We start from the raw sequence: 15,368 nt of genomic DNA, 5'->3' as shown, positions 1-15,368 counted from the left end.
AGCGGGGATTTTTTATGCGGGAAGCGCCGCCAGCGCCGCCGCGGTGTCGTCGATGACTTCGCGCCATTGCCCCGGCGCGCGCTGACGCACGAGCCGCGCGCCCGGATACCACGCGCATTCGGCGCTGCCGATGCCCCAGCGCCAGTCGGCGGCGAACGGCAGCATTACCCAGAGCGGCTTGCCGAGCGCGCCCGCGAGGTGCGCGACGGACGTATCGACGGAGACGACGGCGTCGAGCCGATCGACGATCGCGCCCGTATCGGCGAAGTTTTCGAGCCGGTTTTCCAGCAGATGAATCGATGCCGCGTTCGGATGCGCGCCCAGCAAGTCACGCTCGCGGCCCGTGACGAACGGCTGCAGCACGACCCAGTCGATGCCTTCGAGCGCGAACAGCGGCGCGAGCTCGGCGACAGGGATCGAGCGCGTTTCGCCCGGCTGCATCCGTCCGGACCAGGCGATGCCGATCTTGCGCTTGTGCTGGCCACCGATCGAGCCGCGCCACTTGCGCCGGTATTCGGCGGGCACGACGAGATAGGGCGCGCGCGCCGGGATCGCGTCGAGCGCGGTCATGCCGAGCGCGAGCGGCAGGCTTAACAGCGGACAGAACGCGTCGGCGTGCACCGGGACGCCATCGGACTTGCTCTTCAGTTCCACGCGCGCGGCATGCGCGGCAGGCGCGAGCAGCGGCACGAGCGCGGGCTGCACTTCGAGCACCAGCTTGCCGGCGAGCTTCGCCGCGAACGGCACGAAACGCGCGAACTGCAAGGTGTCGCCAAAGCCCTGCTCGGCGCGCACGAGCAGCGTGCGGCCCGGCATCGGTTCGCCGTTCCAGCGTGGCAGGCGCGGCGGCGGCTCGCTGCCGGGCGTCTGCAGACGCCACTCGTAACCGGCGAGACCGCGCGCGTAATCGCCGATGGCGAGCAGGGCCAGCGCCCGGTTCAGATGCGCGGCGGGCATCGAAGGATCGATGCGCAACGCTTCGTCGAATGCGCGCAGCGCCGCCTGATGCGCGCCGAGCGCAAGCCGCGCGTTGCCGAGGCACAGCCAGGCGACGCCGTATTTCGGATCGAGCCCGACCGCGCGCTCGAAGTGCGCGATGGCGTCATCGTGACGGCCCAGCTTCGCGAGCGCGTGACCAAGCCCGAAATAGCCCGGCGCGAAATGCGGATGCAAGGCGACGGCTTTCTGCAGCGCTGGCAGCGCGTCTTCCGGATGGCCGTGCGTTTCGAGGAGATTGCCGAGATTGAAGTGCGCGGCGACGTAGTTCGGCTCGGCGTCGAGCGCGGCGCGAAAGTGCGCGATCGCGCCGAGGGTATCGCCGAGCGCGTTCAACGCCATGCCGAGATTGTTGTGCGCGCCGGCATGACGCGGACGCAGCGCGAGCGCGCGCCTGAACGCCTGCGCGGCGTCTTTGAAGCGCTGCAGCGCGGAAAGCGAGTTGCCGAAGTTGTTCCACGCGGCGGCGTCGTTCGGCTGCAGGCGCAGCGCCTTTTCGAACGCGTCGGCGGCGTCTTCGTGACGGCCGGCCGCCGTGTAGGCGTTGCCGAGGTTGTACTGCGCGAGCGGAAAGCCCGGCGCGAGCGTGAGCGCGTTGCGAAAGCGCTCGATCGCGTCGTCGAGACGGCCGAGCGCCTTCAGCGCGTTGCCGAGATTGAGCTGCAGGCCGGCATCGGTCGGGCGCAGGTCGACCGCGCGGCGCACGAGCTCGGCCGCTTCCGCGTGCTGGCCCTGTTGATGGCGCAGCACGCCGAGATAGTGCAAGGCGTCGACATGATGGGGTTCGGCGGCGAGCGCGGCCTGATAGTCGCGCTCCGCGTCGGTCAGGCGACCGTCGCGATGGGCCGCGAAACCGCGGGCGAATACGGTGTCCATGACGGGGAAACTGCTGTCCCGGAAAAGCAAACCTCGCATTTTCCCACACCGGCGACAGCGCCCCGCCAAAGCGACGTTGACTTGTTGCGGCGATGGCACTTAACATATGAACATCTATTCATATGTTGACGATGTCCGTGGCTTCCGATCCGGTTTCCGATTCTTCCGCCGCCGTCCCGATCACTTCCGATGACCGCGTCGTGCCGCTCGCCGATCTGTTCCGTCTGCTCGGCGACCCGACGCGCCTGCGCATCGTGCTCGCGTGCGTCGAACGCAAGCGCGCGGTGGGGGCGATCGCGGAGTTGCTCGGGTTGTCCGCGTCGCTGGTGAGCCATCATCTGCGGCTCTTGCGCGCGGCGCGAATCGTGCGGGCCGAACGCCAGGGCAAGCAGGTTTTCTACGTGGCGGCGGATCGCCATATCAGCACGATGCTCGCCGAGTTGCGAGAGCACATCGCGGAGCCGCAGGCCGATGCCGCGGACATCGAATGACACTCACCGAACAACGAGCACGCCGATGAGCACGCATCAGCACGACAAACACGAGCATCACGACGGGCACGAGCACGGGCACGCGCACGGGCACGGGCACGGCGGACATGGACATCACCATCATCACGCGCCGCAGGAAGGGCAGGGCCGCACGTTCGCGCTCGCGGTCGGCCTGAATCTGCTGATCGTGATCGTGCAGGCCATCTACGGCTTTCTCGCGCATTCGACCGCGCTGCTCGCCGACGCCGGCCACAATCTCTCCGACGTGCTCGGCCTGCTGCTCGCGTGGGGCGCCGTGTGGCTCGGCAAGCGCCGGCCGAACGCGCGCTATACGTTCGGTCTCGGCAGCTCGTCGATTCTGGCGTCGCTCGCCAACGCCGCGCTCCTGCTGTTCGCGTGCGGCGCGATCGTCCTCGAAGCGATCGAGCGTCTCTTCGATCCGGCGCCCGTCGCGGGCCTCGACGTGTTCATCGTCGCGACGCTCGGCATGGTCGTGAACGGCTTTTCCGCGTGGCTCTTCATGCACGGCAGCAAGGAAGACCTCAACGTGCGCGGTGCGTTCCTGCACATGGCCGCCGATGCCGCGATCTCCGCCGCCGTCGCGGTGAGCGGCCTCATCATCCTGTTCACGGGCGCGAGCTGGCTCGATCCGCTGATGAGCCTGATCGTCGTGTCGGTGATCGTCTACGGCACCTGGGGACTCGGGCGCGACGCGATGCGCCTCGCGATGGCCGCCGTTCCGCCTTCGGTCGACATGTCGCGCATCGAGCGATATCTGACCGGGCTTCCCGGCGTGCGCGACGTCCACGACCTGCACGTCTGGGCGCTCTCGACGACCGAAAACGCGCTCACCGTGCATCTCGTGATGCCGCAAGGCCATCCCGGCGATGCGTTCGTGCAGGACGTCGTCACGACCTTGCGCAGCGAATATTCGATGCATCACGCGACCGTGCAGGTCGAGTTCGGCGAGGCATGCCAGGCGTGCGTGCTCAGCGAGCGCGGCCACGCCCACTGAGCGAGCGGTTCGCGGGCGTACACTAGAGCGCGTGACGTTTCAGGGAGGACCGACTGCATGTTCGCGCCAAAGCTGAATCCGAACGACAAGCTGGACGTGGCGCCCGTTCTCATCGTCGGCGCCGGTCCGACGGGCCTCGCCGCCGCGATGAGTCTCGCGCGCGCGCACATTCCGGTGAGGCTCGTCGACCGCGCGCGCGAGCCGTCGCCGCATTCACGCGCGATCGGCATTCAGGCGCGCACGCTCGAACTCTTCGAACAGCATCGCGTCGTCAAGCCGTTTCTCGAGCTCGGCCATCGCGCGCGCGTCGCGAATCTCTATTCCAACGGCCAGCGCCTCGCGCGCCTCGATTTCGATCCGCTGCAGACGCGTTATCCGTATCTGCTCTTTCTCGAACAGTCGCAGACCGAACGTCTGCTCGCCGAGCATCTGGCGGGCTGTCGCGTCGATATCGAGCGCGGTGTCGAAGTGGTCGATGTGTCGCAAGGCTCCGCCGGTCTGCACGCGACGCTGCGCCATCCGAACGGGCGCGACGAGCTGCTGCGGCCTTCGTATCTGATCGCCGCGGACGGCGCGCACAGTTTCGTGCGGCATCGGCTCGGCATCGGTTTCGACGGCAAGACGTTCGATCAAACGTACCTGCTCGCCGATCTCGATGCGGACTCCGACTGGCCCGACGACGAATTTCACATCTTCGCTTCGGGCGAAGGCTTGGCCGCGCTCTTTCCGATGGGCGGCGACCGCGCGCGCCTGATCGCCGATCTGCCCGCGCCTGCCGCAAGCGCGGTCAACGCGGCCGGCGCGAAAGCCGGCCCGACGCTCGACGAATGCCGCGCGCTCGTCGAGCGGCGCGTGCATCACAAGATCGCGCTGTCGAACATGACGTGGTCGTCGTACTTTCATCTGAATAGCCGCATGGTCGACAAGCTTCGCGTGGAGCGCGTGTTCCTGGCCGGCGATTCGGCGCACGTGCATAGTCCCGCCGGCGCGCAGGGCATGAACACCGGCATTCAGGAAGCATTCAATCTCGGCTGGAAGATCGCTCGCATGCTCGCGGGCAACGCGCCCGAGCGGCTGCTCGACACTTATCACATGGAGCGGCATCCGATCGAGCGCGACGTGCTGCGCCAATCGAGCATGCTCACGCAGATGGCCGGTGCCGAGCATGGCCCGATGAAGCTGATGCGCGATCACGTGATGCCCGCGCTCGCCGCGATCGGTCCGTTGCGCGACGCGATGCGGCGCACGGTCAGCGAGCTGTCGATCAACTATCGCAAGAGTCCGCTCACGCTGGAGCGTCTGCTCGACGGCGGTCCGCGCGCGGGCGAGCGCGCGCCCGATGCGCGTGTGCATGTCGTCGACGGGCCGCTCGGGCGTTTGCCGGGCGTCGGCTGTCTTTACGATCTGCACGATCCCGGCTGCTTCTCGCTGTTTCTGCTGGTGAATCCGTCGGGCGAGGACGATATCGCCCTCGCGCCCGCGACGATCATCGTCGCCCACGCGATGCGCGATCCCGATCTCGACGGCCTCGCGCGGTCCGTCGAAGCGATCCTGCCGAACGCGGTGCGCGTGTGGCGCATCACCGACACGCAAGGCGACGGCGCGAACTCGCTCACCGACAACTATGGCCGCACGCGCCCCGCGTTCTATCTCGTGCGTCCCGATGGCTATATCGCGGCGCGCGGGCGGGCGCCGTCGGATGTGCACGCGCTCTTGCGTCACTGCGAAACGTGGTTCGGCGCGCAGGAGACGAACATCGAGCGGCAGCCGCAACGCGAGTATCGGGAGGATTGAAAAAGCCCTGCGGTGCAGGGCTTCGAGGAGTTTCAGGCGGTCGCAGCTTTCGGCGTCAGATCTATTCGATGCAGACTGAGCGCCTCGCGCACGATCGGCTCCATCGTCGCGCTCGCTTCCGGATTGTCGAGCGCGGCGAGAATCGCGAGCCGCATGCGCGGCTCCCAGAACCGGCGGATGTGGTCCGCGACGCTATCGACGGCTTCGGGGCGGTCCGGCATCGAATCGAAGAATTCGCCGATGCGGTTCGCCATCTCGATCAGGTTATCGACATCCATTGCTTATTTTCCTGAAGAAGTCGTGGCCAGGTTGAGCAGTTCGAGCTGCTGCGTGTTGAAGCGCGAATACTCCTTCTGCCATTGCGACGGCTGCTCGACCGGCATCACCTGCACCGCCGTCACCTTGTACTCCGGACAGTTCGTCGCCCAGTCGGAAGAATCCGTCGTGATGACGTTCGCGCCCGACTCGGGGAAGTGGAACGTCGTATAGACGACGCCCGGCTGCATGCGCTCCGAGATCTTCGCGCGCAACACGGTCTGCCCCGCGCGCGACTCGATGCCGACCCAGTCGTCCATCTTGATGCCGCGATCTTCCGCGTCGACCGGATGGATCTCCAGGCGATCCTCGTCGTGCCATTGCGAGTTTTCGGTACGACGCGTCTGCGCGCCCACGTTGTATTGCGACAGGATGCGCCCCGTCGTGAGCAGCAGCGGATATTTGCGCGTGACCTTTTCCGGCGTCGCGACGAACTTCGTAATGACGAAGCGTCCCTTGCCGCGCACGAATTCGTCGATGTGCATGGTCGGCGTGCCGTCCGGCGCGCGCTCGTTGCACGGCCACTGGATGCTGCCGAGCTCGTCGAGACGTTCGTACGAGACACCGTGGAACGTCGGCGTGAGACGCGCGATCTCGTCCATGATCTCGGACGGGTTCGCGTAGTTCATCTCGTAGCCGAGCGCGCGCGAAAGCTTGATGGTCACTTCCCAGTCGGAGAAGCCCGCGAGCGGCGGCATCACCTTGCGCACGCGCGAGATGCGGCGCTCGGCGTTGGTGAAGGTGCCGTCCTTTTCGAGGAAGGTCGAACCGGGCAAGAGCACGTGCGCGTACTTCGCCGTCTCGTTCAGGAAGATGTCCTGCACGACGATGCATTCCATCGACGACAGCGCATCGGCGACGTGCTGCGTGTTCGGATCCGACTGAACGATGTCCTCGCCCTGGCAGTAAAGGCCCATGAAGGTGCCGTGCATCGCGGCATCGAACATGTTCGGAATGCGCAGGCCCGGTTCCGGCTGCAGCTTCACGTCCCACGCTTCTTCGAAGAGCGAGCGCGTCGCAGCATCGCCGATATGCCGATAGCCCGGCAGCTCGTGCGGGAACGAGCCCATGTCGCACGAGCCCTGCACGTTGTTCTGGCCGCGCAGCGGATTCACGCCGACGCCTTCACGGCCGACATTGCCGGTCGCCATCGCGAGGTTCGCGATGCCCATGACCGTCGTCGAGCCTTGCGCGTGCTCCGTGACGCCGAGGCCGTAATAGATCGCGCCGTTGCCGCCCGTCGCGTACACGCGCGCGGCTTCGCGCACCAGTTTCGCGGGCACGCCGGTGACGCTTTCCATCGCTTCGGGCGAGTTCTCTTCCGTCGCGACGAAATCGCGCCATTGGCCGAACGCGCGCTCCTCGCAGCGCTCGGCGATGAAATCGTCCTTCAGCAAGCCTTCCGTGACGATCACGTGCGCGAGCGAATTGACCATCGCGACGTTCGTGCCGGGGCGCAATTGCAGGTGATACTGCGCCTTGACGTGCGGCGTATCGACGATATCGATGCGGCGCGGATCGATCACAATGAGCTTCGCGCCTTCACGCACGCGGCGCTTCAGCCGCGAGCCGAAGACGGGATGGCCGTCGGTTGGATTCGCGCCGATCACGATGATCACATCCGACTGTTCCACCGATGCGAACGTCTGCGTGCCCGCCGATTCGCCGAGCGTCGTCTTGAGGCCGTAACCGGTCGGCGAATGGCAGACGCGCGCGCAGGTATCGACGTTGTTGTTGCCGAACGCCGCCCGCACGAGCTTCTGCACGAGATACGTCTCTTCGTTCGTGCAGCGCGACGACGTGATGCCGCCGATCGAATCGCGTCCGTACTTGTCCTGAATGCGGCGGAACTCGCTCGCCGCATAGTTGAGCGCTTCGTCCCACGACACTTCGCGCCACGGATCGGTGATCTTCGCGCGGATCATCGGCTTCTTGATGCGGTCCTTGTGCGTCGCGTAACCCCATGCGAAGCGGCCCTTCACGCACGCGTGGCCTTCGTTCGCCTGGCCGTTCTTGTTCGGCGTCATGCGCACGACGGTGTTGCCCTTCATCTCCGCCTTGAGCGAGCAGCCGACGCCGCAATACGCGCACGTCGTGATGGCGGAATGCTCCGCCTGGCCGAGCATGATGACGCTCTTTTCCTGCAGCGTCGCGGTCGGGCACGCGGCGACACACGCGCCGCACGACACGCATTCGCTTTCCATGAACGGCACGTTTTCGCTCGCGGCGACGCGCGATTCGAAGCCGCGTCCGGCGATGGTCAACGCGAACGTGCCTTGCGTTTCCTCGCACGCGCGCACGCATCGATTGCAGACGATGCACTTCGACGGATCGTAGGTGAAGTACGGGTTCGACTCGTCCTTCCTGTCCTTCAGATGGTTTGCGCCTTCGTAGCCATAGCGCACTTCGCGCAAGCCGACGACGCCCGCCATGTCCTGCAACTCGCAATCGCCGTTGGCGGGACAGGTGAGGCAGTCGAGCGGGTGATCGGAGATATAGAGCTCCATCACGTTCTTGCGCAGCGATTGCAGCTTGTCGCTTTGCGTGCGTACTTTCATGCCCGCTTCGACGGGCGTCGTGCACGATGCCGGATAGCCGCGCTTGCCTTCGATCTCGACGAGGCACAGGCGGCACGAACCCCACGGTTCGAGCGAATCGGTGGCGCAGAGCTTCGGCACGTTGACGCCGGCTTCGATCGCGGCGCGCATCACGGACGTGCCGGCCGGAACCGTGACGCTTTCGCCGTCGATTTCCAGCGTCACGTCGACATCCGCATGACGCAGCGGCGTGCCGTAGTCGGTTTCGTCGAACGGATCGCGGCGCTGCACCGATGCCGCGCTCTTGCACGCGCAGTTGCCGGAGCCGCAGCCGTTGATGGTGTTGGACATGTTTGTCTCCTTTTCTTTACGCCGCCTTCTGCGCGGGCGTGCGGGGCAAGCCGAAATCTTCGGGGAAGTGATCGAGCGCGGACATCACCGGAAACGGCGTCATGCCGCCCATCGCGCAGAGCGAGCCGGACACCATCGTGTCGCACAGTTCGCGCAAGAGCGTGATCTGCTTCACCGACGTATCGCCCTCGCGAATCTTCGCGATGACTTCCTCGCCGCGCGTCGAGCCGATGCGGCACGGCGTGCACTTGCCGCACGATTCGAGCGCGCAGAAGTGCATCGCGTATTGCGCGAGCTCGGCAAGGTTCGACGTGTCGTCGTGAACGACGAGCCCGCCGTGGCCGACCACCGCGCCGACCTTCGCGTACTCCTCGTAATCGAGCGGAATATCCCACTGGCTTTCCGGCAGATACGTGCCGAGCGGACCGCCGACTTGCACCGCGCGCGCGGGACGTCCGCTCGCGGTGCCGTCGCCGTAGGTATAGATCAGCTCGCGCAGCGTCACGCCGAACGCGAGTTCGACGAGTCCGCCTTGCTTCACGTTGCCGGCGATCTGGAAGGGCAGCGTGCCGCGCGAACGGCCCATGCCGAAGTCGCGATAGAAGGCCGCGCCCTTCGCGAAGATGATCGGCACCGTCGCGAGCGTGATGACGTTGTTGATGACCGTCGGCTTGCCGTACAGACCCGTGAGCGCGGGCACCGGCGGCTTCGCGCGCACGATGCCGCGCTTGCCTTCGAGCGATTCGAGCAGCGCCGTTTCCTCGCCGCACACGTACGCGCCCGCGCCCTTTGCGACATACAGCTCGAACTCGTGCGACGTGCCGAGCACGCTCGCGCCGAGCCAGCCCGCGTCGCGCGCCTTGTCGATCGCACGGTTCAGCGTCGCGATCGAATGCGGATACTCGCTGCGCACATAGATGTAGCCCTTGGTCGCGCCGACCGCCACGCCCGCGATGATCATGCCTTCGATCAGCATGTACGGATCGCTTTCCATGACGAGGCGGTCGGAGAACGTGCCGGAGTCGCCTTCGTCGGCATTGCAGACGATGTATTTCTGGTCCGCCAGCGCGCCGCGCACGGTCTTCCATTTGATGCCCGCCGGAAACGCCGCGCCGCCGCGTCCGCGCAGGCCGGAATCGAGCAGCGCTGCGCAGACGGCGTCGCCGTTCATGTCGAGCACGTTGCGCAGGCCATGGAGTCCGCCGAGCGCGACGTAATCGTCGATCGACAACGGATCGGTAATGCCGATGCGCGCGAACGTCAGACGCTGCTGGTTCTTCAGATACGGAATCTCATCGACGATGCCGACGTTCTTTTCATGCGCGCTGCCTTCGTGGAAGCCCGCATCGAAGAGCGAGGCGACGTCTTCCGCGTCGACGTTCGAATAGCCGATGCGCCCGTCCGGCGTCTCGACCTCGACGAGCGGTTCAAGATAGAAGAGGCCGCGCGAGCCGTTGCGCACGAGTTGGACGTCGAGGCCGCGCTTCAGCGCTTCGCTCGCGATGGCTTGCGCGACGGCGTCCGCGCCCAGCGCGAGCGCGGCGGAATCGATCGGTACATAGATGCGGGTCATGCCGTCACCTCCGCGACTTTCGTCTGCGCCGCTGCATACAGGCGGTCGAACTTCGCCGGCGTCACGCGCGCGTGCAGTTCGCCGTTGATCGTCATCGCCGGGGAGAGCGCGCATTGACCGAGGCAGAACACGGATTCGAGCTCGGTCTCTTCGGCATGGCCGCTGTCGAAGCGGCAACCCGTGTGTCCTTCGATGTGATCCTTCAGCGCTTCCGTGCCCATGCTGCGGCACGCTTCCGCGCGGCAAAGCTGCACGGTCACGCGCGCGGGCGGGGCGGACCGGAAGTGATGGTAATACGTGACGACGCCATGAACTTCTGCGCGCGACAGCGACAGCGTTTGTGCGAGCGGCGCGATCGCCGTCTCCGGCACATAGCCGACTTCGTCCTGGATGGCGTGAAGAATGGTCATCAACGTCGCGCCTTGTACCGCGTGGCGACGCACGATTTCAGCGGATGCAGCGGCGGAAAGCTGCGGATGTGTCATGGGGCTCCTCCAACACTCGGCATATGTTTTGTTGGTACATATTTGGACGGATATAATTACGGGTGCCGAGCCTGTAAAAGAACAATAGGCGTCGTGATATATCTTGGCAATAGGAAGGGGGAGTGCATATGGTGGACGTCGAATGCCGCGCGGAGTTGATCCTGCGCGACGCGGATGGCCGGGAAACCAGTCTCAGCGCGGTTGTGCCGCTTTTGAAGCTCGTCGCGCAGACGGGCAGCATCGCGAACGCCGCGAGCGCTAAGGGTTTGTCCTATCGTCACGCGTGGGGTTTGTTGCGCGAAATCGAAGCGCGGCTGGGCGGTGCGCTCATCACCAAATCGCGCGGTCGCGGCTCGGTGCTGTCCGAACTGGGCGAATCGGTATTGCGCGCGCAGCGCGTGTGCGGCGAGCGGCTCGAAACGCCGTTGCAGGCGGTGGCGAACGATGTGGCCATCGAGCTGAACCGGCGTCTCGCGGGCGGCGTCAGCCAGGTGCGGATTCACGCGTCGCACGGTTACGCGGTCGCGGCGCTCGTGCGCGCGCTGGGCGATCAACGCGTGCCGGTCGACATCAAATATCGCGAGAGCGCCGAAGCGGTGAGCGCCCTCGCGCGCGGCGAGTGCGAACTGGCGGGCTTTCACTTGCCGATCGGCGAATTCCGTTCCACTTGCGCGGACATTTATCGGCCGTTTCTGGACCGGAACAGGCATCAGCTCATCCGGCTCACACGCCGCACTCAAGGGCTGTTTCTGCCGAAGGGCAATCCGAAGCAGATTTCCGGCTTGCGCGATCTCGCGCGCGGCGACGTGCGCTTCGTCAATCGTCAGCCGGGTTCGGGCACGCGCATGCTGCTCGATCTGTCGTTGCGTAGCGTGGGCGTCGATCCCGATCAAATCAACGGCTACGCGACCACCGAGCTCACGCATTCGGCGATCGCCGCGTTCGTCGCGAGCGGCATGGCCGATCTCGGCTTCGGCGTGCAGCCCGCCGCTCATCATTTCGCGCTCGATTTCATCCCGATCATCGACGAGGATTACTTCTTCGCGTGCGAGCGCGCCCGGCTCGACGAGGCGCAGCTCGCGTCGGTGCTGCGTATTTTGCGCAGCGACGGCTTCACGGAGAGCGTCGCTCATCTGGAGGGCTACGATCCGGCGCACTGCGGCTTGCTCGTCGATGTCGACGAAGGCCTGCACGGCTGAAACGGAAACGCGCTGTAAAAGAGCGGGGCGGACGCAAAACTGCCATCGACGGCGAATTGAGCTAACCTAACGCTTTGCTGTCGACTTCACTGCCATGAAACTCTCGTTGCTTGCTTGTTCTTCCGCCGCGCTCGTCGCTGGCGCGATCTATATGGTTCCCGTCGCCTTTGCCCAGAACTCGCCGGGCGTGCCGGGCGGCGTGCTGCAGGACCAATTCCGTTTGAACGAGCATCCGCAGATGCAGTTCGCGGCGTCGGCGCCGTCGGCGAAATATCAGCAGGGCAAATCGGCCATGCGCCGCCGTGGCGATAACGGCGATCCGAACGGCTGCAATCTGAAGTGTCCGCAGGACGGTTCGAACTAAGGCAAAAAAAAGACCTCGCACGGAGCGAGGCCAAGGTACTTGGAATGACACCTGGCCCGCCGCAAACCGCCGACGTTCCGAAGTGCAGCTTCAGAATAGGCTGAGGCTCGGACGGCGAGAATCGGAGTTTTCTGAGTAAACCGGCTTTCGATCTGTTGGTCATTGACACAAAGCAACAGCATTCGGACCGCTCCGATACGAACGCAGCGCGTGGCCGCCTATTCTCTCGGACGTAGCGATGGTTGTCTCTGTCCTCGCTATGTCTCTCAAGGATGTTTGCCCCGCCCCCGTGCGGGGCTTTTTTTTCGTCTCTCGTTGTGCCTGCCGTGCGGCCAAAGAAAAACCCGCGATGCTTGCGCGATCGCGGGTTTCACGGGGGTGTTTTGGTGGAGGCGGCGGGAATCGAACCCGCGTCCAGAAGCGCTCTACGACCAGTTCTACATACTTAGTTCTGTCATTTGATTTAACCGTAACGACGCGGACGAACACGCTGCGTTACGGCGATTCACTAGATTTTCGACTCGGGCGTCGTGACGCCACCAAAGCTTATCTGACGTATATGACCTCTCGTGGTATTGCTACCCTAACCCGTCAGCGAATTAGTGAGAGGACGGCTAGCCCTTAGGCTGCCAGTGCGAACGTATCGTCGTTTGCAGTTACGTTTTTCCCATTGATTAACGAGGTGACGGGTCCTCGGTATGCCCTGACCGCTTCACAACCCCTGTCGAAACCAGGTCGCCCCCAAGCGGAAGAGAAATTATCCCACGAAAAGCCATGTGAGGCGAATCGCGGGACTTTCAAGTCAGGCGATGTCACGCAGCAGATGCTGCAACTCCTCAGGCGAATCGACGACGTGATTGGCGTGCCAGCGGCGCGGCGGAATATCGTCGCCGCAATAGCCGTAGGCTGCCGCCACGGTGATCATGCCAGCCGCGAAACCGGCCTGCACGTCGCGCAAATCGTCGCCGACATAGACGATGCGCTCCGGCGCGACATCCAGCAGCTCGGCCGCGTGCAGGAGCGGTGCCGGATGCGGCTTCGAATGCGGCGTCGTGTCGCCGCAGACGAGGCAGCCCGCGCGCGTGTCGAGTCCCAGCAAGGCCACGAGCGGCGCGGCGAACCGCGTCACCTTGTTCGTGACGATGCCCCAGCGCACGCCGCGCGCATCGAGTTGATCGAGTATCTCGGCGATGCCCGGAAAGAGCGTCGTCTCGATGCACAAATCGGCTTCGTAATTGGCGAGGAATTCCTCGCGCATCGACGCGAAGTCGTGATGCTCCGGCCCGATCTCGAACGCGCCGCCGAGCAGACCGCGCGCGCCCCCCGACGCGAACGGCCGCAACGTTTCGAGCGGGCGCATTTCGAGGCCGCGATCGTGCCGCATCTTGTTCACCGCGGCGACGAGGTCGGGCGCGGTGTCGGCGATCGTGCCGTCGAGGTCGAACAGCACGGCCTGGCACAGCCCGAGGCCATCGCCTTCTGCGAGGCGCTGGGGCAGGGGATTCGTGTCTTCCGGAAGGGGCGTGGTATCGATGGTGCCCGTAGACAAGGGATCGTCGTTGGTCATGGCGTCAGGCTTCGCGGCGGCAAGCCATCATGTAGTTGATGCTCGTGTCGTTCGACAGGCCGAAGTGCCTGGAGATCGGCCGATACGTGATGCCCTTGATATCGACGGGCAAGAGCGAGGCGGCGCGCGCGAACGTGGCGAGCTCCGACGGTTTGATGAAGCGCGCGTAATCGTGCGTGCCGCGCGGCAGCATGCGCGCGATGTATTCCGCGCCGATGACGGCGAACAAATACGCCTTCGCGTTCCGGTTCAACGTGGAGAAGAAGACCCAGCCGCCTGGCTTCACGAGCGCGGCGCAAGCGGCAACGGTGCCCGCGGGATTCGGAACGTGCTCGAGCATCTCCATGCAGGTGACGACGTCGTATGAGCCCGGTTCGCGCGCGGCGAGCGCTTCCGCCGAGATTTCTTCGTACGCGACCTCGACGCCGCTTTCGAGACTGTGCAGATCCGCGACGCCGAGCGCGCTCGACGACAAGTCGATGCCTTTGACGTTCGCGCCGCGCGTGGCCATCGACTCGGACAAAATGCCGCCGCCGCAGCCGATGTCGAGAACGCGTTTGCTCATCAGATGCGCGTGCGCGTCGATCCAGTCGAGCCGAACCGGGTTTAGTTCATGCAGCGGCTTGAACTCGGCGTTCGGGTCCCACCAGCGATGCGCGAGCTCGCTGAATTTCTGCAGTTCGTGGGGATCGACGTTGGTCATGTTCGGGAGTGCCTTGTTTGAGTCGTGAATCGATTAGGACCGAGTATATAGGCGACGCAATGGGCGGGCAAAACGCGCCATAGCCGAAGCCTACCTGAATCGGCGGCCCATTAAACGAATGCGCGAAATGCTTCGGGCATAAAAAAACCCCCGCCGAGGCGGGGGTTTGATCTGCGGCAATCCTGCTCGCTATTACTGCTGCGGCTGACGCGTCGTGCCGACAACTTCGACTTCCACGCGACGATCCGGTGCGAGGCAAGCGATGAGTTGCTTGCGATTCTTCTGTTGGCAGCTACCCTTCGTGACCGGGTCGCGCTTGCCCTTGCCTTCCGTGTAGATACGGTTGGCTTCGATGCCCTTGCTGACCAGGTAAGCCTTCACAGCTTGCGCACGGCGCAGCGACAGACGATCGTTGTACTTGTCCGAACCGATGCGGTCGGTGTAACCCGTTGCAACCACGACTTCGAGGTTCAGCGCGCCGATCTTCGATGCCAGGTCGTCAAGCGCCGTCTTGCCAGCCGGCTTCAGAACAGCCTTGTCGAAGTCGAACAGGGCGTCAGCTTGATACGTGATCTTCTGCGTCGTGATAGCAGGCGGCGGCGGAGCGACCGGCGTCGGCGGCGGTGCAACTTGCGCGACCAGCGCGCCGTCGCACTTCGCGTTTGCCGTAGCCGGCGTCCAGAATGCGTCGCGCCAGCACAGTTCGTTCGTGCCGTTCATCCACACATACTCGCCCGTACCGTTCACCCAGTTGTCATTCACGGCTTGTCGCGAGGCCGGCACCGACTGTGCCGAGGCCGATGCAGCCATAACTGCGGTAGCTGCAATGAACGCGAGCTTTGAAAGTTTATTCATATTTCTCCTCTCGAAATTGAGATTACCGCAGGTTTACTGCGAGCCTGTAGACGAAGACAAGTCATACATTGCTCGAAGTATAACATTCCCTACGGAACAAAACGCGCTGTATAGACTTCGAGCAGTGTCTAAGTTTGTGCGTTGGCATTTTGCCATATCGTTCCCTTGCAACGATAAAAATATCCCCGCACGCTGCACGCCCGCAACCTTATGTGGTGCATGCGCAACAAGAAGGGGACAGGAGACG

Annotated in this window: 13 protein-coding genes and 1 other RNA gene; 5 read left to right on the top strand and 9 right to left on the bottom strand. The window is 64.5% G+C overall.

The window, feature by feature from the left end:
- Positions 1 to 12: 12 nt before the first annotated feature.
- Complete coding sequence (locus tag LDZ23_RS10270; protein WP_008342444.1) at positions 13 to 1,872, bottom strand: tetratricopeptide repeat protein; 1,860 nt, start codon at positions 1,870 to 1,872, stop codon at positions 13 to 15.
- 131 nt (positions 1,873 to 2,003) lie between these two features.
- Between LDZ23_RS10270 and LDZ23_RS10265 the strand changes: the two genes are divergently transcribed.
- Genes LDZ23_RS10265 through LDZ23_RS10255 form a run of 3 tightly spaced genes read left to right on the top strand, consistent with a single transcriptional unit; the run spans position 2,004 to position 5,172 of the window.
- Entirely contained in the window at positions 2,004 to 2,363 is a 360-nt protein-coding gene (locus tag LDZ23_RS10265; protein WP_085955275.1) for an ArsR/SmtB family transcription factor, read from the top strand.
- Between the two features lie 25 nt (positions 2,364 to 2,388).
- On the top strand, positions 2,389 to 3,378 hold the full coding sequence (locus LDZ23_RS10260; protein ID WP_244807483.1) for a cation diffusion facilitator family transporter: 990 nt from the start codon (positions 2,389 to 2,391) through the stop codon (positions 3,376 to 3,378).
- Between the two features lie 57 nt (positions 3,379 to 3,435).
- Positions 3,436 to 5,172 carry an FAD-dependent monooxygenase gene (locus LDZ23_RS10255; protein ID WP_244807482.1) on the top strand — a complete coding sequence of 579 codons (1,737 nt, stop codon included), beginning with the start codon at positions 3,436 to 3,438 and terminating at the stop codon, positions 5,170 to 5,172.
- A gap of 32 nt (positions 5,173 to 5,204) precedes the next feature.
- Here the strand turns inward: LDZ23_RS10255 and LDZ23_RS10250 are convergent, their stop codons facing one another.
- From LDZ23_RS10250 to LDZ23_RS10235, 4 genes are read right to left on the bottom strand one after another with little or no spacing between them, the layout of a single operon-like run.
- Positions 5,205 to 5,450: a formate dehydrogenase subunit delta gene (locus LDZ23_RS10250; RefSeq protein WP_008342440.1), complete on the bottom strand. Its 246-nt coding sequence runs from the start codon at positions 5,448 to 5,450 to the stop codon at positions 5,205 to 5,207.
- Between the two features lie 3 nt (positions 5,451 to 5,453).
- A complete protein-coding gene (gene fdhF / locus LDZ23_RS10245) occupies positions 5,454 to 8,375 on the bottom strand; it encodes a formate dehydrogenase subunit alpha (protein ID WP_244807481.1) in 2,922 nt (973 codons plus the stop codon).
- A 16-nt stretch (positions 8,376 to 8,391) separates the two neighbouring features.
- Complete coding sequence (locus tag LDZ23_RS10240) at positions 8,392 to 9,948, bottom strand: formate dehydrogenase beta subunit (protein WP_244807480.1); 1,557 nt, start codon at positions 9,946 to 9,948, stop codon at positions 8,392 to 8,394.
- Positions 9,945 to 10,433, bottom strand: a complete 489-nt coding sequence (locus LDZ23_RS10235) for an NAD(P)H-dependent oxidoreductase subunit E (RefSeq protein ID WP_008342437.1) — start codon at positions 10,431 to 10,433, stop codon at positions 9,945 to 9,947. The genes LDZ23_RS10240 and LDZ23_RS10235 overlap by 4 nt, the downstream gene beginning before the upstream one ends.
- 128 nt (positions 10,434 to 10,561) lie before the next feature.
- Here LDZ23_RS10235 and LDZ23_RS10230 point away from each other — a divergent pair, with 128 nt between their 5' ends.
- The gene (locus LDZ23_RS10230; protein ID WP_008342436.1) at positions 10,562 to 11,632 is read left to right on the top strand and encodes a substrate-binding domain-containing protein; all 1,071 of its coding nucleotides are present in this window, start codon (positions 10,562 to 10,564) and stop codon (positions 11,630 to 11,632) included.
- 94 nt (positions 11,633 to 11,726) lie between these two features.
- Positions 11,727 to 11,996 carry a hypothetical protein gene (locus tag LDZ23_RS10225; RefSeq protein WP_008342435.1) on the top strand — a complete coding sequence of 90 codons (270 nt, stop codon included), beginning with the start codon at positions 11,727 to 11,729 and terminating at the stop codon, positions 11,994 to 11,996.
- 384 nt (positions 11,997 to 12,380) lie between these two features.
- On the opposite strand, the gene ssrA is transcribed toward LDZ23_RS10225, so the two are convergent.
- The 4 genes from ssrA to ompA all read right to left on the bottom strand — a co-directional run bounded on the left by ssrA (position 12,381) and on the right by ompA (position 15,121).
- Positions 12,381 to 12,739, bottom strand: a transfer-messenger RNA (tmRNA) gene (gene ssrA / locus LDZ23_RS10220).
- 59 nt (positions 12,740 to 12,798) lie between these two features.
- Complete coding sequence (gph, locus tag LDZ23_RS10215; RefSeq protein ID WP_008342397.1) at positions 12,799 to 13,563, bottom strand: phosphoglycolate phosphatase; 765 nt, start codon at positions 13,561 to 13,563, stop codon at positions 12,799 to 12,801.
- A gap of 4 nt (positions 13,564 to 13,567) precedes the next feature.
- A complete protein-coding gene (gene ubiG, locus LDZ23_RS10210; protein ID WP_008342396.1) occupies positions 13,568 to 14,266 on the bottom strand; it encodes a bifunctional 2-polyprenyl-6-hydroxyphenol methylase/3-demethylubiquinol 3-O-methyltransferase UbiG in 699 nt (232 codons plus the stop codon).
- A 192-nt stretch (positions 14,267 to 14,458) separates the two neighbouring features.
- Positions 14,459 to 15,121 (bottom strand): outer membrane protein OmpA, encoded by a 663-nt coding sequence (gene ompA, locus LDZ23_RS10205; RefSeq protein WP_033537188.1) that lies wholly within the window; start codon positions 15,119 to 15,121, stop codon positions 14,459 to 14,461.
- Between the last annotated feature and the right edge of the window lie 247 nt (positions 15,122 to 15,368).

It is taken from the genome of Caballeronia zhejiangensis (genome assembly GCF_022879815.1).
GTDB lineage: Bacteria > Pseudomonadota > Gammaproteobacteria > Burkholderiales > Burkholderiaceae > Caballeronia > Caballeronia zhejiangensis.
The sequence above is the reverse complement of the archived record's forward strand: the minus strand, read 5'-3'. Positions and strand labels throughout refer to the sequence as shown.

Coding starts and splice junctions, on each gene's coding strand:
- LDZ23_RS10255 (WP_244807482.1), top strand. CDS start 3,436: ATGTTCGCGCCAAAGCTGAATCCGAACGACAAGCTGGACGTGGCGCCC.
- ompA (WP_033537188.1), bottom strand. CDS start 15,121: ATGAATAAACTTTCAAAGCTCGCGTTCATTGCAGCTACCGCAGTTATG.
- fdhF (WP_244807481.1), bottom strand. CDS start 8,375: ATGTCCAACACCATCAACGGCTGCGGCTCCGGCAACTGCGCGTGCAAG.
- LDZ23_RS10260 (WP_244807483.1), top strand. CDS start 2,389: ATGAGCACGCATCAGCACGACAAACACGAGCATCACGACGGGCACGAG.
- LDZ23_RS10250 (WP_008342440.1), bottom strand. CDS start 5,450: ATGGATGTCGATAACCTGATCGAGATGGCGAACCGCATCGGCGAATTC.
- LDZ23_RS10230 (WP_008342436.1), top strand. CDS start 10,562: ATGGTGGACGTCGAATGCCGCGCGGAGTTGATCCTGCGCGACGCGGAT.
- gph (WP_008342397.1), bottom strand. CDS start 13,563: ATGACCAACGACGATCCCTTGTCTACGGGCACCATCGATACCACGCCC.
- LDZ23_RS10270 (WP_008342444.1), bottom strand. CDS start 1,872: ATGGACACCGTATTCGCCCGCGGTTTCGCGGCCCATCGCGACGGTCGC.
- LDZ23_RS10240 (WP_244807480.1), bottom strand. CDS start 9,948: ATGACCCGCATCTATGTACCGATCGATTCCGCCGCGCTCGCGCTGGGC.
- ubiG (WP_008342396.1), bottom strand. CDS start 14,266: ATGACCAACGTCGATCCCCACGAACTGCAGAAATTCAGCGAGCTCGCG.
- LDZ23_RS10225 (WP_008342435.1), top strand. CDS start 11,727: ATGAAACTCTCGTTGCTTGCTTGTTCTTCCGCCGCGCTCGTCGCTGGC.
- LDZ23_RS10235 (WP_008342437.1), bottom strand. CDS start 10,433: ATGACACATCCGCAGCTTTCCGCCGCTGCATCCGCTGAAATCGTGCGT.
- LDZ23_RS10265 (WP_085955275.1), top strand. CDS start 2,004: ATGTCCGTGGCTTCCGATCCGGTTTCCGATTCTTCCGCCGCCGTCCCG.